Annotated in this window: 2 protein-coding genes; one reads left to right on the plus strand and one right to left on the minus strand. The window is 70.0% G+C overall.

Annotated features, from left to right (window positions below):
* On the plus strand, positions 1-773 hold a 773-nt coding region (locus EK403_RS23085), incomplete at its 5' end, for an NAD(P)/FAD-dependent oxidoreductase (RefSeq protein WP_245479606.1).
* A gap of 114 nt (positions 774-887) precedes the next feature.
* Here the strand turns inward: EK403_RS23085 and EK403_RS23090 are convergent.
* On the minus strand, positions 888-1,385 hold a 498-nt coding region (locus EK403_RS23090), incomplete at its 5' end, for a DNA translocase FtsK (RefSeq protein WP_280986575.1).

A 1,385-nucleotide genomic window follows, 5' to 3' on the forward strand; every position in this document is an offset into this window, starting at 1 on the left:
GCGACGGCTATTTCGGCGGGGCGATCGACCACGGGGCGGGCCATCTCGACCCGCTCGCTTTGACCTTCGGCCTCGCGCAGGCGGCGGAGAACGCCGGGGCGCGGATCTTCGAGGGGTCGGGCGTGCGCCGGATCGCGCATGGATCGCCGCCTGCGCTGGAGACGGAGGCGGGGCGGGTCTCCGCCGATACGATCCTGATCTGCACCGACGGGCTGCTGGAAGGCGTGGACGCGACGGTCGAGTCCCACGTCATGCCGATCGCGAACCACATCGCCGTCACCGCGCCGCTGGGGGAGCGGCTCAAGGACGTCCTCACAAGCCGCGCCGCGGTGTCCGACAGCCGCTTCGTCGTGCGCTACTTCCGCCCGACGCCGGACGGGCGGCTGCTGTTCGGCGGCGGCGAGACCTATTCGACGAAATTGCCCGCCGACGTCGCGCCGATCGTGCGGCGGCACATGCTGGAGGTGTTTCCGCAGCTGAAGGACGCCGCGATCGAGCATGCCTGGGGCGGCGTGCTCGGCGTCACGCCGACCCGCCAGCCCTTCGTGCGCGCGGTCCGGCCGAATGTGCTGACGGCCGCCGGCTATTCGGGCCAGGGCGTGCTGCTCGCGCCGATGTTCGGCAAGATCCTGGCCGAAGCGGTGAAGGGCCGCCTCGACCGGTTCGACCTGCTGGCGCGGCTGCCCGTCCCGGCCTTCCCTGGCGGGACTTGGCTCCGCAAACCGATCCTCGTCGCCGCGATGAGCTATTTCGCGCTGAGGGACAGGTTGTAGCGCGCCCTCATGTCCCGGCCTTGAGCCGGGACCCATGCGGCTCCGCCATCGAACGACTTGGCCGCTGTCGCGACGAATAGGTCCCGGCTCAAGGCCGGGACATGGACGCGGCGGTTACGATCCCCTGAAGATCTCGCGCTTCCCCGCATGGTTCGCCGGGCCCACGATGCCTTCCTGCTCCATGCGCTCCATCAGCGAGGCGGCGCGGTTGTAGCCGACCTGGAGGCGGCGCTGGATGTAGGAGGTCGAGGCCTTGCGGTCGCGCATCACCACCGCGACCGCCTGATCGTAGATGTCGCCCGTCTCCTCGCCGAACTCGCCGGAGTCGAACACCGCGGCGTCGTCCCCTTCGCCCTCCTCGCCGGACATCTCGTCCTCGTCCGCCGTGACGGCGTCGAGATAGTCGGGGCGGCCCTGAAGCTTCAGATGGTCGACGACCTTCTCGACCTCCGCGTCGGACACGAACGGCCCGTGGACGCGGGCGATGCGGCCGCCGCCCTGCATGTGCAGCATGTCGCCCTGCCCCAGCAGCTGCTCGGCGCCCATCTCGCCGAGGATCGTCCGGCTGTCGATCTTGGAGGTGACCTGGAAGGAGATGCGGGTCGGGAAGTT

The organism is Hansschlegelia zhihuaiae (assembly GCF_004103825.1).
Taxonomy (GTDB): domain Bacteria; phylum Pseudomonadota; class Alphaproteobacteria; order Rhizobiales; family Methylopilaceae; genus Methylopila; species Methylopila zhihuaiae.